Origin of the sequence: Pseudoxanthomonas yeongjuensis (assembly GCF_010093345.1) — a bacterium.
Lineage (GTDB): Bacteria > Pseudomonadota > Gammaproteobacteria > Xanthomonadales > Xanthomonadaceae > Pseudoxanthomonas_A > Pseudoxanthomonas_A yeongjuensis.
Genome location: NZ_PDWT01000001.1, coordinates 1341412 through 1363900, shown reverse-complemented (window position 1 = coordinate 1363900; position 22489 = coordinate 1341412). Strand labels below are relative to the sequence as shown.

22 protein-coding genes are annotated in these 22489 nt (G+C 64.4%); 17 read left to right on the top strand and 5 right to left on the bottom strand.

Going from position 1 to position 22489, the window contains the following annotated elements:
• From CSC74_RS06080 to CSC74_RS06065, 4 genes are all read left to right on the top strand, one after another.
• Entirely contained in the window at nucleotides 1–1269 is a 1269-nt protein-coding gene (locus tag CSC74_RS06080; RefSeq protein ID WP_162313472.1) for a cytochrome b, read from the top strand.
• A complete protein-coding gene (locus tag CSC74_RS06075) occupies nucleotides 1262–2005 on the top strand; it encodes a cytochrome c1 (RefSeq protein ID WP_162313471.1) in 744 nt (247 codons plus the stop codon). Before CSC74_RS06080 ends, CSC74_RS06075 begins: the two co-directional genes overlap by 8 nt.
• Before the next feature lie 151 nt (nucleotides 2006–2156).
• Nucleotides 2157–2792, top strand: a complete 636-nt coding sequence (locus tag CSC74_RS06070; RefSeq protein ID WP_162313470.1) for a glutathione S-transferase N-terminal domain-containing protein — start codon at nucleotides 2157–2159, stop codon at nucleotides 2790–2792.
• Between the two features lie 126 nt (nucleotides 2793–2918).
• Nucleotides 2919–3359, top strand: coding sequence for a ClpXP protease specificity-enhancing factor (locus CSC74_RS06065; RefSeq protein WP_162313469.1), 441 nt, complete (start codon nucleotides 2919–2921; stop codon nucleotides 3357–3359).
• A 97-nt stretch (nucleotides 3360–3456) separates the two neighbouring features.
• On the opposite strand, the gene CSC74_RS06060 is transcribed toward CSC74_RS06065, so the two are convergent.
• From CSC74_RS06060 to CSC74_RS06050, 3 genes are read right to left on the bottom strand one after another with little or no spacing between them, the layout of a single operon-like run.
• A complete protein-coding gene (locus tag CSC74_RS06060; protein ID WP_162313468.1) occupies nucleotides 3457–3786 on the bottom strand; it encodes a DUF3301 domain-containing protein in 330 nt (109 codons plus the stop codon).
• A 9-nt stretch (nucleotides 3787–3795) separates the two neighbouring features.
• Nucleotides 3796–4650 (bottom strand): carboxylating nicotinate-nucleotide diphosphorylase, encoded by an 855-nt coding sequence (nadC, locus tag CSC74_RS06055; RefSeq protein WP_162313467.1) that lies wholly within the window; start codon nucleotides 4648–4650, stop codon nucleotides 3796–3798.
• A complete protein-coding gene (locus CSC74_RS06050; protein WP_162313466.1) occupies nucleotides 4647–4916 on the bottom strand; it encodes a Trm112 family protein in 270 nt (89 codons plus the stop codon). Before CSC74_RS06050 ends, nadC begins: the two co-directional genes overlap by 4 nt.
• Nucleotides 4917–5005: 89 nt before the next feature.
• On the opposite strand from CSC74_RS06050, the gene purE reads away from it, so the two are divergent.
• The 3 genes from purE to CSC74_RS06035 are packed head-to-tail and all read left to right on the top strand — an operon-like array spanning nucleotide 5006 to nucleotide 7051.
• Nucleotides 5006–5539 carry a 5-(carboxyamino)imidazole ribonucleotide mutase gene (gene purE / locus CSC74_RS06045; protein ID WP_162313465.1) on the top strand — a complete coding sequence of 178 codons (534 nt, stop codon included), beginning with the start codon at nucleotides 5006–5008 and terminating at the stop codon, nucleotides 5537–5539.
• Nucleotides 5536–6678, top strand: coding sequence for a 5-(carboxyamino)imidazole ribonucleotide synthase (locus tag CSC74_RS06040; protein WP_162313464.1), 1143 nt, complete (start codon nucleotides 5536–5538; stop codon nucleotides 6676–6678). The genes purE and CSC74_RS06040 overlap by 4 nt, the downstream gene beginning before the upstream one ends.
• 34 nt (nucleotides 6679–6712) lie before the next feature.
• Nucleotides 6713–7051, top strand: a complete 339-nt coding sequence (locus CSC74_RS06035; protein ID WP_162313463.1) for a carboxymuconolactone decarboxylase family protein — start codon at nucleotides 6713–6715, stop codon at nucleotides 7049–7051.
• A 160-nt stretch (nucleotides 7052–7211) separates the two neighbouring features.
• Here the strand turns inward: CSC74_RS06035 and CSC74_RS06030 are convergent, their stop codons facing one another.
• A complete protein-coding gene (locus CSC74_RS06030) occupies nucleotides 7212–7799 on the bottom strand; it encodes a superoxide dismutase (protein WP_162313462.1) in 588 nt (195 codons plus the stop codon).
• Between the two features lie 141 nt (nucleotides 7800–7940).
• Here CSC74_RS06030 and grxD point away from each other — a divergent pair, with 141 nt between their 5' ends.
• The 5 genes from grxD (at nucleotide 7941) to ppnN (ending at nucleotide 14647) form a co-directional block, all read left to right on the top strand.
• Entirely contained in the window at nucleotides 7941–8291 is a 351-nt protein-coding gene (grxD, locus tag CSC74_RS06025; RefSeq protein ID WP_162313461.1) for a Grx4 family monothiol glutaredoxin, read from the top strand.
• Entirely contained in the window at nucleotides 8288–9034 is a 747-nt protein-coding gene (locus CSC74_RS06020) for an SDR family NAD(P)-dependent oxidoreductase (protein ID WP_246192952.1), read from the top strand. Before grxD ends, CSC74_RS06020 begins: the two co-directional genes overlap by 4 nt.
• Nucleotides 9031–9633, top strand: a complete 603-nt coding sequence (locus tag CSC74_RS06015; RefSeq protein ID WP_162313460.1) for a YhgN family NAAT transporter — start codon at nucleotides 9031–9033, stop codon at nucleotides 9631–9633. The genes CSC74_RS06020 and CSC74_RS06015 overlap by 4 nt, the downstream gene beginning before the upstream one ends.
• Nucleotides 9634–9871: 238 nt before the next feature.
• Entirely contained in the window at nucleotides 9872–13045 is a 3174-nt protein-coding gene (locus CSC74_RS06010; RefSeq protein ID WP_162313459.1) for a TonB-dependent receptor, read from the top strand.
• Nucleotides 13046–13264: 219 nt separating this feature from the next.
• The gene (gene ppnN / locus CSC74_RS06005) at nucleotides 13265–14647 is read left to right on the top strand and encodes a nucleotide 5'-monophosphate nucleosidase PpnN (protein ID WP_162313458.1); all 1383 of its coding nucleotides are present in this window, start codon (nucleotides 13265–13267) and stop codon (nucleotides 14645–14647) included.
• 383 nt (nucleotides 14648–15030) lie between these two features.
• Here ppnN and CSC74_RS06000 read toward each other — a convergent pair whose 3' ends face one another.
• Nucleotides 15031–16041, bottom strand: coding sequence for a sensor histidine kinase (locus CSC74_RS06000; protein ID WP_162313457.1), 1011 nt, complete (start codon nucleotides 16039–16041; stop codon nucleotides 15031–15033).
• Nucleotides 16042–16250: 209 nt separating this feature from the next.
• Between CSC74_RS06000 and CSC74_RS05995 the strand changes: the two genes are divergently transcribed.
• Genes CSC74_RS05995 through CSC74_RS05975 form a run of 5 tightly spaced genes read left to right on the top strand, consistent with a single transcriptional unit; the run spans nucleotide 16251 to nucleotide 22482 of the window.
• Nucleotides 16251–16814, top strand: a complete 564-nt coding sequence (locus tag CSC74_RS05995) for a GspH/FimT family pseudopilin (RefSeq protein ID WP_162313737.1) — start codon at nucleotides 16251–16253, stop codon at nucleotides 16812–16814.
• A 1-nt stretch (nucleotide 16815) separates the two neighbouring features.
• Nucleotides 16816–17262, top strand: coding sequence for a type IV pilus modification protein PilV (gene pilV / locus CSC74_RS05990; RefSeq protein ID WP_162313456.1), 447 nt, complete (start codon nucleotides 16816–16818; stop codon nucleotides 17260–17262).
• Nucleotides 17259–18305: a prepilin-type N-terminal cleavage/methylation domain-containing protein gene (locus tag CSC74_RS05985; protein ID WP_162313455.1), complete on the top strand. Its 1047-nt coding sequence runs from the start codon at nucleotides 17259–17261 to the stop codon at nucleotides 18303–18305. The genes pilV and CSC74_RS05985 overlap by 4 nt, the downstream gene beginning before the upstream one ends.
• Complete coding sequence (locus tag CSC74_RS05980) at nucleotides 18302–18841, top strand: pilus assembly PilX family protein (protein ID WP_162313454.1); 540 nt, start codon at nucleotides 18302–18304, stop codon at nucleotides 18839–18841. The genes CSC74_RS05985 and CSC74_RS05980 overlap by 4 nt, the downstream gene beginning before the upstream one ends.
• An 11-nt stretch (nucleotides 18842–18852) precedes the next feature.
• Nucleotides 18853–22482 carry a pilus assembly protein gene (locus CSC74_RS05975; protein WP_162313453.1) on the top strand — a complete coding sequence of 1210 codons (3630 nt, stop codon included), beginning with the start codon at nucleotides 18853–18855 and terminating at the stop codon, nucleotides 22480–22482.
• The last annotated feature ends 7 nt before the right edge of the window (nucleotides 22483–22489 follow it).

Genomic DNA, 22489 nt, shown 5'->3' with positions numbered 1-22489 from the left:
ATGGCGAACAACATCATCACCCGTACCGCCGGCAACGTCGTGGAATGGTTCAACGCGCGCACGCCGGGCCTGCTGCCGGTCTATCGCAAGCACATGACCGAGTACTACGCGCCGAAGAACTTCAACTTCTGGTACTACATGGGCTCGCTGGCCCTGCTGGTGCTGGTCAACCAGATCGTCACCGGCATCTTCCTGACGATGCACTTCAAGCCGTCCGCGGCCGAGGCGTTCTCGTCGGTCGAATACATCATGCGCGACGTGGAGTGGGGCTGGCTGATCCGCTACATGCACAGCACCGGCGCCTCGCTGTTCTTCATCGTCGTGTACCTGCACATGTTCCGCGGCCTGATCTACGGCAGCTACCAGAAGCCGCGCGAGCTGGTCTGGATCCTGGGCATGCTGATCTACCTGGTGCTGATGGCCGAAGCCTTCATGGGCTACGTGCTGCCGTGGGGCCAGATGTCGTTCTGGGGCGCCAAGGTGATCATCTCGCTGTTCGGCGCCATTCCGGTGATCGGCAACGGCCTGACCGAATGGATCATGGGCGACTACCTGCCCGGCGACGCCACCCTCAACCGCTTCTTCGCCCTGCACGTGATCGCGCTGCCGCTGGTATTGCTGCTGCTGGTGGTCCTGCACCTGGGCGCGTTGCACGAGGTCGGCTCCAACAACCCCGAAGGCGTCGACGTCAAGCACGGCCCCAAGGGCAACCGCTGGTCGCCAACCGCGCCCAAGGACGCCATCCCGTTCCATCCGTACTACACGGTCAAGGACCTGGTCGGCGTCGGTTTCCTGCTGATCCTCGCCGCCTTCATCATCTTCTTCATCCCGGCGGTGGGCGGCTGGTTCCTGGAACACGACAACTTCACCGAGGCCAACCGCCTGGTGACCCCGGAACACATCAAGCCGGTCTGGTACTACACGCCTTACTACGCGATGCTGCGGGTCATTCCGCACAAGCTCAGCGGCGTGCTGGTGATGTTCTCGGCCATCGCGGTGCTGTTCTTCGTGCCCTGGCTGGATCGCGGCAAGGTCAAGTCGATCAAGTTCCGCGGCCTGGCCTACAAGATCGCCATCGCCATCTTCGCCATCAGCTTCGTCTACCTGGGCAAGATCGGCGCCGGCCCCGGCACCGATCCGGTCGAGACCATCATCGGCCGCGTGCTCACCGTCTGCTATTTCGGCTTCTTCATTTTCCTCTGGGTCTACACATACTTCGGTTTAGAAAAAACCAAGCCGGTGCCGGAACGGGTGACGACGCATGACTAAGAAATTGACCTCGCGCCTCGCCGTTTTCGCGGGCACCCTGCTGCTGGCGTTTTCCGCCTTCGCCAGCGGGGGCGGCAATACCCTGCAGGCCGGCAACGACCTGACCGACCAGGCTTCGCTGCAGCGCGGCGCCCAGCTGTACATGAACTATTGCTCGGGCTGCCATTCGCTCAAGTACATGCGCTATTCGCGCATCGCCGAGGACCTGGGCCTGAGCGAGCAGGAGGTGATGGACAACCTCAACTTCACCGGGGCCAAGTTCGGCGAGCAGGTGAAAGTCTCGATGCCGCACGATCCGGCCAGCAAGTGGTTCGGCAAGATGCCGCCCGACCTCAGCCTGATCGCACGCGTGCGCGGCAGCGACTGGATCTACACCTACCTGAAGTCGTTCTACCTGGACGAAAGCCGTCCGCTGGGCTGGAACAACAAGCTGTTCCCGAATGCGTCCATGCCCAATCCGCTGTGGCAGCTGCAAGGCCTGCAGCACGCGGAAATGAGCGAGCCGGACGCGATCGGCGAACGCCATGTCGAGGCGTTGAAGGTGACCCAGCCGGGAACCCAGACCCCGGTGCAGTTCGACCAGACCGCGCGCGACATCACCAACTTCCTCGAGTACGTCGGCGAACCGGCCGCACTCAAGCGCCAGAGCATGGGCGTCTGGGTCATCCTGTTCCTGGTGGCGCTCACCTTCCTGGCCTTCCTGCTGAAGCAGGAATACTGGAAGGACGTGCACTAAGGCGTATCTTCCAACGTCGCGCCTGACCGCGCGGCAGCGGGAAAGCAGGAGTCGGCTTTCCCGGGACGATTCGCGCTCGGGGCCGTGGCGACCGTCAGCAGAGGGCTGGCGGCGTCGATGCGACCGGCGGTTCCGGTCGTCGGAGAGCCTGATGGCTGCGAGTCCGCGTATGCGAAATACCTTGACCCTGTTTTCTTCCGTGGACGACGTGCTGTGCCACCGCGTGCGGCTGGTGCTGGCGGCCAAGGGCGTGACCTACGACCTGGTGCCGGTGGATGCGCAGAACCCGCCCGAAGACCTGATCGATCTCAATCCCTACCACTCGGTGCCCACGCTGGTGGAGCGCGACCTGGTCCTGTACGCCGCGTCGGTGGTCAGCGAGTATCTGGACGAGCGTTATCCGCATCCGCCGCTGATGCCGGTGGATCCGCTTTCCCGGGCCCGCCTGCGCCTGGCCATGCTGCGCATCGAGCACGACTGGGTGCCGCAGGTGCAGGCCATCCAGATGGGCAACAAGGCCCAGGCCGAAGCGGGACGCAAGCGGTTGAAGGAATTGCTGACCGCCTCGGTGCCGTTGTTCAAGGCCAGCAAGTTCTTCCTCAATCCGGAAATGAGCCTGGCCGACTGCGCCATGGCCCCGATCATCTGGCGCCTGCCTTCGCTGGACATCCCTTTGCCCAAGGATGGCAAGTCCATCGAGGACTACGGCAACCGCATTTTCCGCAACCCTGGTTTCCTGCGCAGCCTGACCGACCAGGAAAAGCGGCTGCGCGAGATCCCGGCGTAGGGGTGAAGGGTGAAGTCGCGCCTGCGGCGCTGTAAATGGTGAAGAGGAACGCATTGCTTTACCCTTTGCAGGCGGCTCGGCCGCCGACTTTCCAGCCCGCGTAGCGGGCGACTTGACCCCTGATAAATGACCGACGAAACGCAGCGCATGACCAGCCATCGCCCGTACCTGTTGCGGGCGCTGTCCGAATGGATCGCCGACAACGACATGACCCCGCACCTGCTGGTCGATGCGACCCAGCCCGGCGTGCAGGTGCCTTCGAGCGCGGTCAAGGAAGGCAAGGTGGTGCTGAACATCGCCGAGCGCGCGGTGGTGCGCCTGCAGATCGACAACGCTTCGGTCAGTTTCAGTGCACGCTTCGGCGGAGTCAGCTATCCGGTGATGGTGCCGATCTCGGCGGTTCTGGCGATCTATGCCAGGGAAACCGGGCAGGGCATGGCCCTGCCGGACGACATTGCCGGGGCGACCGGACCGGAGGGCGACGACGAGCCGCCTGCGCCTTCCACGCCGACCCCGGAAGACGCGCCTGCCGCCACCAAGCGTCCGCATCTGCGCGTGGTGAAGTAGCAGGATTCCCTGTCGTAGGAGCGGGCCTTGCCCGCGATGCCTTTGCGCGGTTCCCGATGAAGAGCATCGCGGGCAAGGCCCGCTCCTACAAATCGTGTCAATGCAGGTCGATGGGCGTTACCGAGGGTCTGACCGGGCCGATGAACGACACCAGCCTGTCGCCGCGCAAGACCATCCTGCCGACATGGCGATCCACGCCGTCGTAGGAATATTCGAAACGGAAACTGCGTTCGAAGCCCAGGCGTCCGTCCTCGTTGCGGCGCATCCGGATCCCGGAAGCGTGCACCGATTCGTCCAGCCAGATCACCTGCGCGGCGCTGCACGCATTGCGGCCGAGTTGCTTGGCGTGTTCGGCCGCCGCGCGCGCCGCATTCCAGTAGGCGAAACCGGCGGCGCCGACGATCATCAGCAGGATCAGGGTAGGCATCGGCGGCAGTCAGCGTGGCGCGGGGCCGAGTTTCATCGACAGGTCGATCGCATGGACATGCTTGGTCAGTCCGCCGATCGAAATGCAATCCACGCCGTCCTCGGCGATGCCGCGCAGCGTTCCCAGGTCGACGCCGCCCGAGACTTCCAGCGGGATGCGTCCGTTGGCGATCCGTACCGCCTCGCGCCGCGCGACGGCATCGAAATCATCGATCAGGATGCGGTCGCAACCCACGGCCAGGACTTCCTCCAGTTGCACCAGCGTTTCGACTTCGACGATCAGCGGCAGGTCCGGCTGGGCGGTGCGTGCCGAACGCACGGCCGCGTCGATCGAGCCGGCTGCGCGGACATGGTTTTCCTTCAGCATCACCGCGTCGAACAGGCCGATGCGATGGTTGCCGCCGCCGCCGCAGCGCACCGCGTATTTCTGCGCCAGGCGCAGGCCCGGAAGGGTCTTGCGTGTGTCGAGGATCTTCGCGCGGGTACCGCGCACGGCTTCGACATGGGCGGCGGTCGCGGTCGCGGTGCCGGACAGGGTCTGCATGAAATTCAGGCTGGTGCGTTCGGCGCTGACCAGTGCGCGGCTGCGTCCGGCCAGCGTCGCCAGCACGGTGCCTGCTTGCACACGCTCGCCTTCGGCGACACGCCATTCGATGACGACATCCGGATCCAGTGCACGGTGGCAGGCATCGAACCACGGTCGCCCGGCGATCACTGCGTTTTCCTTGCACAACAGGTAGGCGATATCGGCCGTGTCCGGCAGCAACGCCGCGGTCACGTCGCCGCTGCCCAGGTCTTCGGCCAGCGCGCGCGCCACGTCGCTGGCGATCACATCCGCTGGCGGCGGGGAAAGATCGCGGTTCATTTGCTGGGAAAGCCTTCGACCTGCGCGGTGGCGATGGCTTCCTCGGCCAGCAGCACCGGGATGCCGTCATCGACCCGGTACACGGTCTTGCGGTCGCGGGTCAGCAGGGCTTCGCGCAGGGCTTCGACTTGCACCGTGTCGTCGGCGCGCTTGACGCCGCCGGAGGCGATCGCGCGGTTCAACGCATCCAGCGCTTGCGCTTCGAGCAAGGCCAGCGGCTGGCGCGTGGTGGGGCAGCAGAGGATATCGAGCAATTTGCGGTCCATTGGTCCATCGTCGGGCTGGGAAGACGGCTAGAATAAGCCTTTGCGACCGCAGGCAGTCAAAGGCCTGCCTCACTCCAGAGAGGACGGCAATGACCGCCACTGCTTCAAGCCCGCTGGTGGGGATCGTGATGGGCTCCCGTTCGGATTGGGAAACCATGCAGCATGCCGCGCAGAAACTCGACGCGCTCGGCGTGCCTTACGAAGTGAAAGTGGTGTCCGCACATCGCACCCCGGACGTGCTGTTCTCGTATGCCGATGGCGCGGCCGCGCGCGGTCTGCGCGCGATCGTCGCCGGGGCCGGGGGCGCGGCGCACCTGCCGGGCATGCTGGCGTCGAAAACCGCGGTGCCGGTGCTCGGCGTGCCGGTGCAGTCGAAGGCGCTGAACGGCATGGATTCGCTGTTGTCGATCGTGCAGATGCCGGCCGGCATTCCGGTGGCCACCTTCGCCATCGGCGTCGCCGGAGCCGCCAATGCCGCGCTGTTCGCCGCCGCCATGCTCGCGCCGCATCATCCCGGCATCGCCGCCGCGCTGGAAGCATTCCGCAAGCGGCAGACGGAGGAAGTGTCGGCCAACGACGATCCCCGCCTTCCCGTCGCCAGCCCCGGACCAGCGGCGCCGTGACCACCGTCGGGATCCTCGGGGGCGGGCAACTGGCCCGCATGCTGGCGCTTTCCGGCGCGCCGCTGGGTTTGCGTTTCCTGGTGATGGATACCGAAACCGACGCCTGCGCCGGCCAGTGCGCGCCGTTGCTGGTGGGCGACTACCGGGATGAGGCGGCGCTGGCCGAATTCGCGTCGAAAGTGGATGTGACCACCTTCGATTTCGAGAACGTGCCCGCCGAAAGCGCCGAGTGGCTGGCCGCGCGCGTGCCGGTGTTCCCCAATCCACGCGCACTGGCCGTGACCCAGGACCGGCTGGTGGAAAAAAACCTGTTCCGCAGCCTGGGCATCCCGGTCGGCGAGTACGCCGCGATCTCCACCCGCGACGAACTGGAGGCGCGGGTCGCGCATATCGGCGGTCGTTGCATCCTCAAGACCCGGCGCCTGGGATACGACGGCAAGGGCCAGTTCCGGATCAAGTCGCCGGCCGACATCGACGCGGCCTGGCAGGCGTTGGGCGCGCAGGCGCAAACGGTGGGGTTGATCGTCGAAGCCTTCATTCCGTTCCAGCGCGAACTGTCGGTGGTGGCGGTGCGCGGTCGCGATGGCGAGTTCCGCACCTGGCCGCTGACCGAGAACTGGCATGTCGATGGCGTGCTGTCGGCCAGCCTGGCCCCGGCCACGGTCGATGCGGGCTTGCAGGCGCAGGCATTCGCCCATGCGCGCAAGCTGGCCGAAGCACTGGATTACGTCGGCGTGTTCGCGCTGGAGCTGTTCTGCACGGACGGCGAACTGCTGGCCAACGAAATCGCCCCGCGCGTGCACAACTCGGGCCACTGGACCATCGAAGGCGCTGAGGTCTCGCAATTCGAGAACCACCTGCGCGCCGTGCTCGGACTGCCCCTGGGCGATACGCGCATGCTTGGCCATGCCTGCATGCTCAACTGGATCGGCGACATGCCGGATCGCGATGCGGTGCTGGCCGAACCCGCCGGCCACTGGCACGACTACGGCAAGCTGCCGCGCGCCGGGCGCAAGGTCGGACACGCCACCTTGCGCGAGGACGACCGCGCCGCACTGGCCGCTTCGCTGCAACGGATCGGCGTAGCATTGGGTCGTGAAGCGCAGGTCGCTCCGGCCATTGCCGCCCTGTGCGACTGACTGGGCTCACTCCCGGCCAACAGGAGAAAGCGTCATGCTCGACTGGAACGAATACCGCAAGGAATTGGGTCCGCGTATCGGCGAGATCGGGAAACTTTCGCCCGATACCTTGAAGGGCTATCTGGCCCTGAGCGGCGCTGGTGAGAAAACCAACCATCTGGATGGCAAGACCCGCGAACTGATCGCATTGGCGGTGGCGGTGACCACGCGTTGCGATGGCTGCATCACTGTGCATGTCGATGCCGCGCTCAAGCAGGGCGCCAGCCGCGAGGAAATCGCCGAAGCCCTGGGCATGGCGGTCGCACTGAATGCGGGCGCCGCCCTGGTCTATTCCGCACGGGTGATGGACGCGGTCGCCGCCCACGGTCCATAACCCTATCCCCCAACGGGACTTCCTTCGGGGCGTAGGAGCGCCCCTTGGGCGCGATGCCCTTCGGCCGGATCGCGGAAGAGCATCGCGGGCAAGGCCCGCTCCTACAGAATGAAGATGGCCGGGATTGCCCCGGCCATTTCTTTTCGCGCGACTGCGGAACTCAGCGCAGGTTGGAAGCCACGAAGTCCCAGTTGACCAGCGCCCAGAACGATTCCACGTACTTCGGCCGCGCGTTGCGGTAGTCGATGTAGTAGGCGTGTTCCCACACGTCGATGGTCAGCAGCGGGGTGTCTTCACCGGTCAGCGGGGTGGCGGCGTTGGAGGTGCTCACCAGTCCCAGCGAACCGTCGGGACGCTGCACCAGCCAGCCCCAGCCCGAACCGAAGGTGCCGATGGCGGTCTTGGTGAACTCTTCCTTGAACTTGGCGAAGTCGCCGAAGGCCTGGTTGATCAGTTCGCCGAGCTTGCCGCCGGGTTCGCCGCCGCCGCCGTCGGAAGCCGGCTTCAGGCCGTTCCAGTAGAAGGTGTGGTTCCAGATCTGCGCGGCATTGTTGAACATGCCGCCCTGCGACTTGCGGATGATCTCTTCCAGCGGCAGGTTGGCGAATTCGGTGCCTTCGATCAGCTTGTTGAGGTTGTCCACGTAGGCCTTGTGGTGCTTGCCGTAGTGGAAATCGATGGTCTCGCCGGAGATGTGCGGCTCCAGTGCGGTGCGATCGTAGGGAAGCGGGGGGAGTTCGATGGCCATGGCTTTTCCTTTGCAGTGCTAGGCGGGTGGAGCGTGGGTACGCTCGCGGAGGGTTCGGCGCAACGGCGATGCCGCGCGAGGGCTTACAATGGGAGTTTACCCGACCACGGTTTGCAGGCCGTCAACGCAGGAGAAAACACCATGCTGGTGATGGAACGCATCCAGGCCGAAGTCGATACCCATCCGGTCGTGCTTTTCATGAAGGGAACGCCGCAATTTCCCATGTGCGGTTTCTCCAGCCGTGCGGTGCAGGCGTTGATGTCCGCCAGGGCCGGCACCGCTGGCGCCGAGCCTGCTGGTGCTGAGCATGTCCACACCATCAACGTGCTGCAGGAGCCGGAGATCCGCGCCAACCTGCCGCGTTTCTCCAACTGGCCGACGTTTCCGCAGCTTTTCATCCATGGCGAGCTGATCGGCGGCTGCGACATCACCCTGGAACTGTTCGAATCGGGGGAGCTGCAGCGCATCGTGTCCGAGGCGCTGGCGCCGTGACCCTGTTCGCCTTGCCGACCCGCGATGCGGGAGCGTTGCGCGATCGCGTGGTCCTGGTCAGTGGCGCGCAGGGCGGACTGGGCGGTGCCGCGGCGCAAGCCTGCGCGCAGGCGGGGGCCACGATGGTACTGCTGGGGCGCAGGCCGCCGAAATTGAACCGGGTCTACGACGCCTGCGCCAGACTCGGGCCGGAACCGCTGCTTTATCCGCTGGACCTGGAGGGCGCGGCTCCGGACGACTACGCGGAGATGGCCGATCGTATCCATCGCGAACTCGGGCGCCTGGACGGAGTGCTGCACTGCGCGGCCGAATTCCGCGGGCTCACCCCGCTGGAACATACCGACCCGGCCAATTTCGCCCGCGCCGTGCATGTCAACCTGACCGCGCCCTGGTGGCTGTCCCAGGCCTGCCTGCCGTTGCTCAAGCAATCGCCGGATGCGGCGCTGGTATTCGCGCTGGACGACATCAGCCGGGTAGGACAGGCCTATTGGGGCGGCTACGGCCTGGCCCAGCACGGCCTGGGAGCGCTGGTCGGGATGCTGCATGCGGAGCTGGCCAATTCCAGCGTGCGGGTCGCGGCGCTGCAACCGGGGCCGATGCGGACTTCCCTGCGGGCCAAGGCCTATGCAGAGGACGAAGACCTGCAGGCGCGGGACCCGGCCGATTATGCCGAGGCCTGCGTGACCCTGTTGTCGCCGGCCGGCGCGGAACATCGCGGCCAGGTCTGGAGCGTGCGCGCGTGACCGTGCTTTCCGCGGCGCTGCTGCTGTTCCTGATCCTGGATCCGCTGGGCAACATCCCGGTGTTCCTGAGCGTGCTCAAGCCGCTGGCGCCCAAACGCCAGCGCGCGGTGCTGGTCCGCGAGTTGCTGATCGCGCTGGGGGTGCTGATGGGTTTCCTGTGGGCCGGCAAGTACGTCCTGGAAATGATGCACCTGCGCCAGGAATCGGTGCAGATCGCCGGTGGCATCGTCCTGTTCCTGATCGGCATCCGCATGATCTTCCCGCGTCCTGAAGGACTGATGGGCGAGCTTCCCGGCGGTGAGCCCTTCATCGTGCCCCTGGCCATTCCGCTGGTGGCCGGTCCTTCCGGCATGGCCGCGGTGATGCTCATGGGCAGCAACGAGCCCGGCCGGCTGTGGGACTGGAGCCTGGCCCTGATGATCGCCTGGGGCGCCACCGCGGTGATCCTGTTTTCGGCCACGGTGCTTTACAAATGGATGGGCCGCAGCGCCCTGATCGCGATCGAGCGCCTGATGGGCATGCTGCTGGTGGCCATTTCGGTGCAGATGTTCCTAGATGGAATAGGGACTTACCTGAAACTCTCGCCACCCAACATTTGATTGGCTTCAGGTTGGCTTGTCGATGTCCTGTTTTGCCCTGCGCGAGCACGGGAAATTGTCACTTGCCGGTCACAAATCCGGCCTATCGTGTTAACCTCTTATTAACCTTCGCAGCCCGGCCGCGCAGGTCACAGGGAACCCCGATCGTCCCCGCCAGCCAGCCTTCCAGGGCCAGCTCGAGCCTGCTTTTAGTCAATCCGTTTCGCCATCGCCAAAACCTTGCATTGAGGCTTACCAAATGAATCAAACCCGTTTCCGGATGTCCAAGATCGCCCTTGGTCTCGTGGTCGCGCTCGCAGCGGCTCCTTCCTTCGCCCAGAGCACGTCGGCAGGCGTGGGTGGCCTGGTCACGGACACCAGCGGCCAGCCGGTCTCGGGCGCTGAAGTAGTCATCACCCACGTCGAATCGGGCACGGTGAGCCGCGCCTCCACCGACGCCAGCGGCCGCTACAACGCGCGCGGCCTGCGTGTCGGCGGCCCGTACACCGTCACCATCACCTCGGCTGCAGGCAGCAAGACCGAAGAAGGCGTGTACCTCGATCTGAACAAGGTCAATGCCGTCAACGCCCAGGTCGGAGCCGCGGCGGCGACCGATCTCGGCGCGGTCACGGTCACGGCCTCGCGCCTGCTGGATACCTTCAATCCGGACAACAAGGGCATGGGCACCTCGGTCAGCGGCCGCCAGCTGGAACTGACGCCGCAGGGCAACCGTTCGCTGGACGATATCGCGCGCCTTGATCCGCGCATCCAGGTGACCGACCAGGGCTCGGGCGCCATCTCCGTCGCCGGCGTGAACAACCGCTACAACAACATTTCCGTCGATGGCCTGTCGCAAGGCGATCCCTTCGGCCTGAACGCCAACGGCATGCCCTATGTCGGTTCCCCGATCTCGGTGGACACCATCGCCGCCTACGACCTCAAGGTCAGCGATTACGACGTCGCCTCGGACACGGTGGGTGCCAGCATCAACGCGGTGACCAAGTCGGGCACCAACGAGTTCCACGGCTCGGTGTATTACGCGCTCAAGGACGCCAGCAACATGGTCGGCAAGCGCGACGGCGAGGAATACGCCTTGTTCGACACGGACACGACCAAGGGCATGACCATCGGCGGTCCCATCCTCAAGGACAAGTTGTTCTTCTTCGCTTCGTATGAAGAGCAGACCATCAAGAACTTCGGCGGCGCTTCCTCCTCCGACGGCGTGGCCAACGGCAACGTCACCCAGGCCGAAATCGACGAGGCGATCGACATCGCCACTGGCCTGGGCCTGTTCCCGGGCGTCTATGGCGCCACCGGCGTCAACCTGGACAACAAGCGCTACCTGGCCAAGCTGGACTGGAACATCAACGATTTCCATCGCGCCAGCCTGACCTACCAGCAGACCGAGGAGTTCCGCCCCTCGCCGTACGACAATTTCCCCGAGAACGTGGTGTTGACCAGCCACTGGTACAACATCGACAACATCACCAAGAACACCTCGCTGCAGCTGTTCAGCGACTGGACCGAGAACTTCTCCACCGAGATCAAGCTGAGCCAGCAGAAATTCGACCAGGTCAACGGCAATCCGATCAACCAGCCGGAAGTGGAAATCGAGACCGCCAACGGCGGCTCCATCTTCCTGGGCGAGGACGACAACCGCCACGAGAACCAGATCAACACCAAGCGGTTCGCCGCCTCGATCTCCGGCACCTATTACGCCGGCGACCACACCATCAAGGGCGGCTTCGACTATATGCGCCATGATGTGTTCAACCTGTACGGCAAGGCCATGCATGGCGCGTACCGGTTCGGCAGCCTCGAGGATTTCGCGGCCGGCGAGTACAACAGGTACAACCTGCGCCTGCCGGCGCCCGGTTTCGGGGTCGAGGATACGGCTGCCGCGCTGGTGTACAGCCAGATCAGCCCGTTTCTCCAGGACACCTGGCAGGTCAACGACAAGCTGTCGCTGACCTATGGCGTGCGCGTCAACATCCCGAAGGCGGACAAGGCGCCTGAGCGGGCGCCGGGCTTCGAGGAGGCTTTCGGTTTCCCCAACGACTACAAGCTGGGATCGGACAACAAGGTCGTCCTGCCGCGCATCTCCTTCAACTACAACTTCGACACTCCGCGCTATTCGCAGTTGCGCGGTGGCATCGGCGCGTTCCAGAGCGTGCCGCCGTTCGTGTGGCTGGCCAATCCGTACCAGAACAACGGTGGCGTGACGGCACTGAACTACACCGTGTTCGATCCGGCCGACGCGCCGTTCAGCGCCGACCCGTTCAACCAGAACGTCCCGGCGAGCGGTGCTCCCTCCAACCTGATCGACGTCATCGACCCGGACTTCAAGCTGCCGACCGTGTGGAAGGCCAGCCTGGCCTATGACGCCGAATTGCCGTGGTACGGCCTGATCGGCTCGGTCGAGATCCAGACGATCCGCGCCAAGGATGCGGCCTTCTACCAGGCCCTCAACATCGGCGAAGTGCAGGGAACCCTGGCCGATGGCCGTAACAGCTACTGGTGCACGCTCGGCGGCTCGACGTCCGGTTCCAACAAGAACTGCGACCGGAACCCCGCCTTCAGCAACCAGTCCACCCTGCTCGGCAACACCGACAAGGGCGCCTCGACGGCAGTGACCTTCGCCCTGAGCAAGCCCTTGTCCAACAACTGGTACGGCAACATCAGCTATACCTACACCCGGGCGACCGAGGTGGGTTCCGACGCCAGTTCGAATGCGTGGTCCAGCTACCAGTTCGTGTCGCGTCTGAACCCGAACGAGGAAATCACCAGCACCGCCAGCCGCGAGGTCCCCAACTCGCTGAAGGCCTCGCTGGGCTGGGAACATGCCTTCTTCGGCGACTACAAGACCAGCATTTCCGCCTACTACAACGGTCATGACGGCCTGCCTTACACGTGGCTGATCAATGGCGATCCGAATGGCGACGGCATCTTCCAGGATCCGGCCTACATCCCGTTGCTCAACGATCCGAACGTGAGCTATGGCTCCGCCACGCCCGCGCAGATCCAGGCCTTCCAGGAATTCATTTCTAACAATCCGTACCTGCAAGCCAATCGTGGCCAGGTTGCCGGCCGCAATGCCACCCGGTTGCCGTGGGTCAACCAGCTCGACCTGGGCATCCAGCAGGAAATCCCGGGCTTCTTCAAGGAGCACAAGGCAATCGTTCGCCTGGATGTCTACAACTTCCTGAACCTGCTCAACGAAGATTGGGGCGTGACCAAGGAAATCGGCGGCTTCGACAGCCGTTACCTGGCGCGCCTGGGCAGCGTTACCGCCGATGGCGGCTACGTCTACGATCTGGGCACCGCCAGCAACCCGTCGTGGCAGAGCCTCAGGCCGTATGACTCCAACCCGAGCTATCCGTCCCGTCTCGTGTCGCGCTGGTCGTTGCAGATGACCCTGCGTTACGAGTTCTGATCCACAAGGGGTTCGCAACAGGAAAACGGCCGGGGCGACCCGGCCGTTTTTTTTTGTAGGAGCGGGCCTTGCCCGCGATGCTTTTCGCGGGGCGCACAAAAGCATCGCGGGCAAGGCCCGCTCCTACGGGTTCCGCGATGCCTTGGACGTGCGTGCCTCGCGGCATGCCTGTGTCTGCGCTAAAGTTCCGCCAACGAATACAGACAAGCGAGAGTATCAATGAGCGAAACGGCACCGAGGGCGTTGCCGGTACAGGACGCGCGGATCTACCCGCGCGGCGGCCTGGATGTGTTGTCCCGCGCGGAGGTGGCGCGGCTACGCGACGCGTCCAGCGGCGGCATGCATGAGCTGCTGCGGCGCTGCGCGCTGGCGGTGCTGACCAGCGGCAGCGCGTCGGACGACCCGCGCGCGGCCCGCGACCTGTATCCGGATTTCGACATCCAGGTGCTGCAGCAGGATCGTGGCGTGCGCATCGACCTGGTCAATGCCCCGGCGATGGCCTTCGTCGATGGCGAGATCATCCGCGGCGTGGCCGAATTGCTGTTCGCGGTCGTGCGCGACCTGGCCTATACCGCGATCGAGCTGGGCCCGGAGCATGAGCACGAACTGGAATCTTCCGCCGGCATCACCAACGCGGTGTTCGGCCTGTTGCGCAATGCGCGCATCCTCAAGCCCGCCGATCCCAACCTGGTGGTGTGCTGGGGCGGCCATTCCATTTCCCGCGAGGAATACATCTACACCAAGCAGGTCGGCTATGAGCTGGGCCTGCGCGGCCTGGACATCTGCACCGGCTGCGGCCCGGGTGCGATGAAGGGACCGATGAAGGGCGCGACGATCGCGCACGCCAAGCAACGGCGCCGGACCACGCGCTACATCGGCGTCACCGAACCCGGGATCATCGCCGCCGAGTCGCCGAATCCCATCGTCAATCACCTGGTGATCATGCCGGACATCGAGAAGCGGCTCGAGGCGTTCGTGCGCCTCGGCCACGGCATCCTGGTGTTCCCGGGCGGCGTGGGTACGGCGGAAGAAATCCTGTACCTGCTGGGGATCCTGTTGCGCGAGGAAAACGCGGGTCTTCCGTTCCCGCTGATCCTCACCGGGCCGACCCTCGCCGCGCCGTATTTCGAGCAGATCGACAAGTTCATCCGCCTGACCCTGGGCGATGCCGCCGCGGCGCGTTACGAGATCATCACCGGCGATCCGGTCGCCGTCGCCAGGAAGATGACCACCGGCATCAAGCGCGTGCGCGAGAGCCGCATCGAGCACAAGGATTCGTTCTTCTTCAACTGGGCGATCGAAGTGCCGCTGGAATACCAGCAGCCGTTCGTGCCCACGCACGAGGCGATGGCCGCGCTGGACCTGCACCACGGCCGCCCCGCGCCCGCTTTGGCCGCTGACCTGCGCCGCGCGTTTTCCGGCATCGTCGCCGGCAACGTCAAGGAAGACGGCATGCGCCGCATCGAGCAGTTCGGCCCGTTCGAGATCCACGGCGATCCGGACATGATGCAGGCCCTGGACGGATTGCTGCGCGCCTTCGTCGAACAGCGGCGCATGAAGATCGCGGGGGAATACCGTCCGTGTTATCGGGTGATGGCGTGATGGCGGCAGCCGCAGCGTCTGCAATCGCGGGATGAAGTGCCCCTCCCTTGCGCAGCAGGGGAGCTCGAAGCCGCCTTCCGGCGGCTGAGGGGGAGCGGTGCTCTTGATCTTGCTGTGCCTTTCGCATCACCACGCACCCCGCCGAAAATACCCCTCCCAGCCTCTCTTCCCAGCTATGCGGGCAAGGGAGGAGTCAGGCAATCGGCAACAGCAGTTGCGCTACAGACGCTCGTCGTCCCGGTACGTTTCAAGGCGGCCCTCGCCTTGGGCGAGCGCTTCGATGCGCGCGCTTACGGACGAAACACCGACCCGGTGCCCGGATGTCCTGGTCGTGCCGGCTCTCCGACAGCCGGAAATCATGCGTCTCGATAAAGTCCGCCCATCTACAACGGCAGCCTCATCTCAACGACATAATCACCGCCGCTTTGCGACGTTGTCAGGCTGCCTCGCCCTCCCGTGCTGGCTTGCAGGCGCGCCTGCGTCGCTTTGATTCCGATGGAATGGCCGTGTCGCGCCGCGCCATCCAGGTCGCCCGCGGGGACCCGGTTGCGGATCGTCACCAGCGCCGCGTTGTCGCGCACCGCTACGGCGATGTCGATCCTGCCGCCGCCGGGGAGCCGTTCGATGCCATGCCTCACCGCGTTCTCGACCAATGGCTGGATCGACAGTGCAGGTACCTTCACGGAAGGAAGCGGCTCGGGCAGGTCCCAGGTCGTTTGCAGTCTCGGGCCGAATCGGATCGCCTCGATCTCCAGGTAACGTCGCGTCAACGCAAGCTCCTCGGCCAGTTCGATGTCGTGCGGATTGGCCAACGCCGCGCGGAAAAGATCCGACAACCCCAGCAGCAACTGCTCCGCCTGTTCCGGTTGCTGGCGGACCAGCGCCACCCCGCTGTTCAAGGTGTTGAACAGGAAATGCGGCCGCACCCGCGCGCGCAGCGATTCCAGTTCCAGCTGCTTGGTGCGCACCGCAAGCCGCGTGGCCTCGGAATAGTTCTGGAACGCCAGCAGCGCCAGCAGGCCCACCACCAGGGCGATGCCCAGCATGCGCAACATGAAGGGCAGGGCGCCCTGTTCCGGCTCTGTGCCCAGGTCGAGCAGCGCCCACGCCGCCGATGCCACCAGCAGGGTCATCGCCAGCAGCAGGCCCAGGCAGGCCCAGGCGAGTACGGAGGGCGGCAGGCGCGACAGCGGACGGCGCAACAGGTACAGCGTGCACAGCGTGCCCACCGCGATCCATTGGATGCCCAGAGACGCCAGCCCGAATTGCAGCATCCGCGCGCCAGGCTGCCCCGAGGCCAGCGCAAGCATCAGCGCCAGCGCCTCGCCAGCCAGCACCACGGTGATCAGTGCGGGCGGGCGGAACAGGGTGTCGAGAGGGTGGTGGTCAGGCATGTCGATTTCCCGGAAATGGCGCGGTCGTTCCTCTTGCGATCATAGGCACGTCATGATTCTCCCGTTTCCGGGAGGCATCCCGGGCGCGATCGACAGGGTAGTGCCCAGGGAAACGCCGCACGCCCCCGGCAACCGTCCGCCCGTCGGACGCAGATGGTGGTCGCTGCAGGCGTCCATTAAGGTTCGGTTGCCAAATTCCGGGGGGTGCCATGCTACAGCGCAGCCGAACAATCGCGGGGCCTTCCGCCGTGCCGGGGTTCACCCTGGTCGAGCTGATGATCACCGTGGCGGTCCTCGCCGTCATCGCGGCGATGGCCATGCCGAGTTTCACGAATCTGGTGCGTAGCAACCGGCTGACCGCGTCGGCCAACGAGATGGTGGCCCTGCTGCAGACCGCGCGCACCGCCGCCGTCAGCAACCGCGCCAGCAGTTCGGTCTGCCCCAGCACCGATGGCGCCAGCTGCGCAGCGGCGCTGGGTAATCACTGGATCGCCCTGATGACGAAGAATGGCGTCGACACGGTCCTGCGAGAGGCCACCTTGCCTCCGTCCATCGTGGTCAAGGCCAGCGCCAACCTTGCGGGTGGCGGCAACAAGTTCACGTTCACGCCGATCGGATTTTCCGCCGTGGGGGCCAAGGCCAGCGGCTCACTGGGCCTGTGCGTGCAAAATCTGTCTGGCGACAATGGCATCGACGTCAGTGCGAGCGCCGGGCGGGTCAGCACTCTCCCGCGTGCAGCCACCGCTGCCTGTACCGGACCGGGAGACAATTGACATGACTAGGCACACGCCGTCCGCGGCAGGCAAATCCCAGCAGGGCGTCAGCCTGATCGAGGTGATGATATCCGTGCTGATCCTGGCGATCGGGGTGCTGGGCATCGCCGCCCTGCAGGCCGTGGCGCTGAAGAACTCGGGCGGCTCCGCCAGCCGCACCCAGGCCGCCATCCAGACCTATTCGATGATGGACATCATCCGGGCCAATCGCGACAACATCGGCATCTACAACACCAACATCTATACCGAGGGCGATGGCACCGGCGAAGCCGGCACTCTCATGGGCTGGCTGGACGGGCTGAAGAAGTCGGTCGCGCCGGATGCCAAGGGCAAGGTCGTCTGCATTGCCGACACCATGACCTGCAGCGTGGGCGTGCAGTGGAGCGATGAGCGCGCCACCGGTGGCACCAGCACGCCGTCCGATATCAACATCACGAGCCAGCTATGACGACGTATTCGCCAGCCACGACGAAGGCCGCGCAGCGTGGTTTCACGCTGATCGAATTGATGGTCGCCCTGATGCTGGGCCTGCTGGTGGTGGCTGCCGCCGGCAGCCTGTTCCTGTCGAATCGCAGGGTCTATGGAACCACTTCCTCCATCAACCGCATCCAGGAAAACCAGCGCATCGCATTCGAGATGCTGGCGCGCGACATCCGCGAAGCGGGCGGCAATCCCTGCACCCGCAACATCGTCAACATGCTGGATACCTCCAAGTCCGGTGGCAACTACTTCACGGGCTGGGCCAATGGCTTGTCCGGCAACGAAGGGGCCGGCCCCAACAGCTCCGACGACATCACCCTGAGCCTGGCCAATGGCGCTTCCATCGATGTCACCAAGAATGAGACCCCGAGCGCCAATATCGAGGTCAGCAACACGACGGGCCTGGCCGTCAACGACATCCTCATGGTCTGCAATGCCGAGGTGGCCGCGATTTTCCAGGCGACAGGACTTCCCTCCGGCACCTCCATCCAGCACAACAGCGGCGAGGGCGATCCCGGCAACTTGATGAAGCCCTTCCAGATCGACCAGAAGACGTACGATGCTTCGGTGGGCGGTACCAATGCGCCGGGTTACTGCTTTCTTCCGGAAACCCCCAAGAATTCCAATTGCCTGAATGACCCGAGCAATTCGCCGACACAGGTGGTCAAGCCGTTCGCCGTGAAGTGGTACCTGGCAGCCAACGGGCGCAACGGCACCTCGCTGTACCGGCAGGTGGTCACCAATGGTGGCGCAACGTCTGAAACGCCCGCCGAAATCGCCGAAGGCGTCACCGGCATGCAGATCACCTACAAGGTCGGTACCTCGTCCAATTACGTCGATGCCGCCGCGGGCCTGGCATGGAGGGACGTCACGGCGGTGCATGCGCAACTCACTTTCCAGGCGGTGCGTGGCGCGTTGACGAAGGGCGATGTCGAGGGGACGGACAAAGCCGTCCTTACCCGTTCGCTGGACGATTACATCCTGCTCCGGAACCACCAGGAGATCCAATGAAGCCGACTCCTTTCCTCGGCGGTCCACGCAACAACCAGCAGGGCGCGGCGCTGCTGGTCGTGTTGATAGTGCTGCTTATCCTGACTTTGCTGGGCATCTCTTCCCTGCGCATGGGCATCATGCAGGAACGCATGGCGGCCAACATCGCCACGCGCAGCATGTCGTTCCAGGTGGCGGAAGCCGGCCTGCGCCAGGGGGAACTCATCGCGCGCGACGGCACCGTTACCTTCCCGGCCTCAGGCTGCGCGGCAGGCCGCTGCGCGAAGGCGTCGGCGTGGGATACCAATAATAATTTCTGGAATGACGGGCAAACCGGCTACGAAACAGGCACCCAGGTTTCGATCGGGGAAACATCGCTCAGGCCCAGGTTCATCATCGAGGATTTCGGCACGACTTCCGTGCTGGGCGCGACCAGTTGCATCGACCTGTCCAAGCCCTGCATCAACAGCACTTCCCAGAGCGTGTATCGCATCACCTCCTACGCCAAGACGCCCAACGGCGCCGAGGTGGTCCTGCAGTCGCTGTACCGGCGCTAATGGAGCGCATCATGAAGACGAAAAAAACTGCTCTGCCGTCCCGGAAGCCCACCCTGCTGCAAACCATGGCCGTGGTCGGGATTAGCGCATTGGTAACGCTGGGCGGGTTGCCGGTGCATGCCGCCACCACGTCGTTCCCGAACTATCCGCTGCTGACCGGCGGCAACGCCATCCCACCCAACATCATGATGATCCTGGACGATTCGGGGTCCATGAACTTCATCGCAATGCCGACGGATATTCAAATTCGCGGCGCTAGTTTCAACGCGCAGAATGGGCTGAACGACAATCCCACCGACCGTTCCTACATCAACAACACGCTTTACTACGATCCGCGCACGGACTATTTGCCATGGCGAACGTCGAGCACTGATCTGAACGATCGGCTCGCGGCTGCCGATTTCACGAATGCCGCGAGCAGTCCGACCAACTACACCGACTCCAAGGTCGATCTCAGGACGGCAATAAGCGGAAACATCCAGGAGTCGTATTTCTATGTCCCGAAGTCGGGTGTTTCCAGTCCGGGTACGAGCGCGAGCAACTACGACAAGTACCGGATCACCGGTTCCAGTTCGACCACCAGCTACGGCGGTGGCATCGTCCAGAAACTGACAAGTACTGCCATCGCTTCCGCCACGTTGCCCAACATCAGGGATGGGAATTGGTCCGCTTGCATTGCGGTACCTGTGTCCGGCATCGGTCAGGTGACGATCACCGTCAGCGGGAGCACACGCGCCGACCTGTATGTCTACAGCACAAGCGATTGCTCGACCGACTGGCGGGGTAATGGTCTTTACGACAGCGACGACGGCAATGGAAACCCGAAGAGCCTGACAATCACGCCGAACGGCGGGGCAACAAACGTCTACATCCGTGTCAATGCCGATGGAGGAAACGTCAACGGACCTGTGTATGCGGCGGTCGGGACGAGCTGGGTCGACATGACCCCGAGCGGCAACACCAGCGCGCTGCAACAGGCGGAGCTGCAGAACTTCGCCAACTGGTACCAGTACCACCGCACGCGCAACAAGATGGCCAAGGCCGGCGCCTCGGAGGCGTTCGGACGGTTGGGCGAGAACTATCGGGTGGGTTTCGACACCATCTGGAATCGTGGCGGCGGCAGTGCCAACACAGCAGGTTCCACGCCCGCATATCCGATTCCATATGCAACGAATGGCGGTCTGTTCGTAGACACGAACCGAACGACTTTCTACGACAGGCTGCAAGCTGCTGGCGCAAGCAGTGGTACGCCGCTCAAGGGTGCACTGCAGCGCGCCGCGCGGTATTTTTCGACGGACGATCCGTGGAAGGATTCCAACGGAGACCTGCTGACCTGCCGGCAGAACTACGCCATCCTCACCACTGACGGCTACTGGAACGACAATTCCGGCTATACCGCGGTGGGCAATGCCGATGCCGCAACAGCAAAAGATGTCGATGGCAACGCTCCGCAGTACCCGGATGCCTATTCGGACACCCTTGCCGACGTGGCCTACAGGTATTGGAGCACTGACCTGCGCACCGCCATGGCCAACAACGTCCTGACCAGTGCGGCGGATCCGGCCGACTGGCAGCACATGGTGACCTTTGGCGTGTCCATCGGCCTGCGGGGCACGCTCAATCCCGACAATCCGGCGCCGTCGCCGTGGAACGTGGATCCGACCACCGGCGGGGAAGGCCCCAAGCGCATCGACGACCTCTGGCATGCCTCCCTCAATGGCCGCGGCAAGTTCGTGGTGGCGAACAACAGCGACAAGTTCGCCTCGGCCCTGATCGATGCGCTGGCAGCCATCGATTCGCGCAGCGCGTCCGGCTCCAACATCGCGTCCAGTTCCACCAAGACCGACACCACCACGCTGACTTTCGTGGCCGGTTTCACCTCGGGCAACTGGACCGGCGACCTGATCGCCAGCCCCTTCAATGCCGGGCTGACGGGCGTGTCCACCGCACCGAAGTGGATCCTGTCCAAGACCTTCCCCGGTGTCACCGATACCGGCAATCTCTACCCCGATGTCAACGCGAATTTCGCCAGCCGCACCGTGCTGACGATGAAGGGCGGAACGGCTTCGCTCTTCGACAACACCATGGTCGGCGCGACCGATTTCGCGGCGCGCACCGGCCTGGCCGATGCGGTGACGGCGGTAGACAACATCGCCTACCTGAAGGGCACCCAGACCAAGGAACAGGGGCAGACAGGCGGAACCTTGCGCAAGCGTGCCTGGCCGATCGGCGACATCGTTGACTCCTCGCCCGCCTACGTGGAAGACACCAAGACCGTCTATGTCGGAGCCAACGACGGCATGCTGCACGGCATCAACACCGACACCGGCAAGGTGCTGTTCTCCTACGTGCCCAAGGGCATCGACTTCGCCGCCATGGCCAATCTGAGCGCCACGTCCTACGACCACCGCTATTTCGTGGACGGCCAGATCGAGGTGATCGGCCGGAGCAACCAGGGCAGCAACAAGAACATCCTGGTAGGCGCGCTGGGCCGCGGCGGCCGTGGCGTGTTCGCGCTGGACGTGACCAATCCCGGCTCGATGGACGTGAACGACGTGCTTTGGGACAACACCACCCAGGACAGCACCACCAACACGAACATGGGCTACGTGCTGGGCGCGGTGCGTATCCGCAAGGGCAATGGAGGCAAGACCTATGCCTTCGTCCCCAACGGCATCGACAGCCCGAATGGCTCGGCCACCCTTTTCGTTTATGAGCTTGGTGCGGGCGGCACGATCGTTGGCGCGCCTACCGAGCTGGTGGCGGATGCCGGTGGCGGCAACGGCCTGATGTCGCTGGGCATGGCCGACCTGAATGCCGATGGCGTGGTCGACGTGGTCTATGGCGGCGACCTGAAGGGCAATGTATATCGCTGGGATTTCAGCACCGCCGCCATGCCGGCCAGTGCCGTCAAGCTGTTCCAGGCCAAGGACAGCGGTGGTACCGCGCAGCCCATCACCGGCGGCATCGGCGTGGGTCGCGATAGTTCCGGCAACGTCTTCGTAGGCTTCGGTACCGGCCGCTTCATTTCGAGCAACGACATGCCTGGCGTCGGCACCTCGCAGGTGCAGTCCATCTACGGCCTCAAGGACGAGAATGCCACGATCGCCAGCCGCGACAACCTGCAGGCACGTACCATCCCGTTCGAGGGCACCACCTCTGCGGGCGAACAGGCCCGCGGCTTCGAGAACTATTCGACGCTGAGTGCCGACAAGAAAGGCTGGTACATCGACCTGGCCACGCCGGAGCGGGTGATTTCGGCTCCCACGATTTATGGCACGGCGATGATCCTGTCTTCCGTCATCCCCGCCACTGGCAGCGATTGCGCAGGCGCCACCGGCAGCGGTTTCCTGAACGCCCTCAACCTGTTTACGGGCACCAGTCCGGCATCGGGCGGCTATTTCGGCAGCACCGGAACAGTCACGGACGCGGACGGGAATAAGGGCACCCTGGGTAGCGTGGGCGTCACCGGTGGCATGCCGACCGAGGCCAACGTGACCAGCGGGCTTGCTACCGTCGGCACGGGTGCGTTCTCCATCGAGAATGGCGGCGAAGGCAACACCGGCAGCACCAAGCTGAACGCGCCGCCTGGTGGCAACCCCAGCCGCGTCAACTGGCGCGAAGTCGTACCGAACAATTGAAGACCGA

Excerpts from the sequence above, each read along its gene's own strand:
- CSC74_RS05995 (WP_162313737.1), top strand. The coding sequence starts at position 16,251 with ATGCTACAGCGCAGCCGAACAATCGCGGGGCCTTCCGCCGTGCCGGGG.
- CSC74_RS06070 (WP_162313470.1), top strand. The coding sequence starts at position 2,157 with ATGGCTGCGAGTCCGCGTATGCGAAATACCTTGACCCTGTTTTCTTCC.
- CSC74_RS06075 (WP_162313471.1), top strand. The coding sequence starts at position 1,262 with ATGACTAAGAAATTGACCTCGCGCCTCGCCGTTTTCGCGGGCACCCTG.
- CSC74_RS05985 (WP_162313455.1), top strand. The coding sequence starts at position 17,259 with ATGACGACGTATTCGCCAGCCACGACGAAGGCCGCGCAGCGTGGTTTC.
- CSC74_RS06080 (WP_162313472.1), top strand. The coding sequence starts at position 1 with ATGGCGAACAACATCATCACCCGTACCGCCGGCAACGTCGTGGAATGG.
- nadC (WP_162313467.1), bottom strand. The coding sequence starts at position 4,650 with ATGAACCGCGATCTTTCCCCGCCGCCAGCGGATGTGATCGCCAGCGAC.
- pilV (WP_162313456.1), top strand. The coding sequence starts at position 16,816 with ATGACTAGGCACACGCCGTCCGCGGCAGGCAAATCCCAGCAGGGCGTC.
- ppnN (WP_162313458.1), top strand. The coding sequence starts at position 13,265 with ATGAGCGAAACGGCACCGAGGGCGTTGCCGGTACAGGACGCGCGGATC.
- CSC74_RS06000 (WP_162313457.1), bottom strand. The coding sequence starts at position 16,041 with ATGCCTGACCACCACCCTCTCGACACCCTGTTCCGCCCGCCCGCACTG.
- purE (WP_162313465.1), top strand. The coding sequence starts at position 5,006 with ATGACCGCCACTGCTTCAAGCCCGCTGGTGGGGATCGTGATGGGCTCC.
- CSC74_RS06050 (WP_162313466.1), bottom strand. The coding sequence starts at position 4,916 with ATGGACCGCAAATTGCTCGATATCCTCTGCTGCCCCACCACGCGCCAG.
- CSC74_RS06035 (WP_162313463.1), top strand. The coding sequence starts at position 6,713 with ATGCTCGACTGGAACGAATACCGCAAGGAATTGGGTCCGCGTATCGGC.
- CSC74_RS06010 (WP_162313459.1), top strand. The coding sequence starts at position 9,872 with ATGAATCAAACCCGTTTCCGGATGTCCAAGATCGCCCTTGGTCTCGTG.
- CSC74_RS06030 (WP_162313462.1), bottom strand. The coding sequence starts at position 7,799 with ATGGCCATCGAACTCCCCCCGCTTCCCTACGATCGCACCGCACTGGAG.
- CSC74_RS06060 (WP_162313468.1), bottom strand. The coding sequence starts at position 3,786 with ATGCCTACCCTGATCCTGCTGATGATCGTCGGCGCCGCCGGTTTCGCC.
- CSC74_RS06065 (WP_162313469.1), top strand. The coding sequence starts at position 2,919 with ATGACCGACGAAACGCAGCGCATGACCAGCCATCGCCCGTACCTGTTG.
- CSC74_RS05975 (WP_162313453.1), top strand. The coding sequence starts at position 18,853 with ATGAAGACGAAAAAAACTGCTCTGCCGTCCCGGAAGCCCACCCTGCTG.
- grxD (WP_162313461.1), top strand. The coding sequence starts at position 7,941 with ATGCTGGTGATGGAACGCATCCAGGCCGAAGTCGATACCCATCCGGTC.
- CSC74_RS05980 (WP_162313454.1), top strand. The coding sequence starts at position 18,302 with ATGAAGCCGACTCCTTTCCTCGGCGGTCCACGCAACAACCAGCAGGGC.